Source organism: Bacillus cereus group sp. N21 (assembly GCF_016483395.1).
GTDB classification, from domain to species: Bacteria; Bacillota; Bacilli; order Bacillales; family Bacillaceae_G; genus Bacillus_A; species Bacillus_A pseudomycoides.
Window position 1 is genome coordinate 1 of record NZ_JAEHBX010000452.1, and the last position, 231, is coordinate 231.

Here is a 231-nt window from a genome sequence, read left to right on the forward strand (position 1 = left end):
TACTATCTTTTCCTATTATTTTCTAGAATGGTATGGTGCTAGACAATCAGCAGAGTCGCTAACGACCAACGAAGCGAAACACTATGAGACGCCCACACCTTCTAAAGAAAATGAAAAAACAAACATCAATCAAACAGAGACAACCACTGAGACTTCATTACAACTTGAAGAACCTGTACAAATTCCAGCTTCAACGGTAAACCATCAATTAGGAGATAAAGTGGCATATTT

1 pseudogene is annotated in these 231 nt (G+C 37.7%); it reads left to right on the forward strand.

What is annotated here, in order from left to right:
• A pseudogene (locus tag JDS96_RS31600) lies at positions 1-231 on the forward strand (class D sortase); the annotation flags it as partial.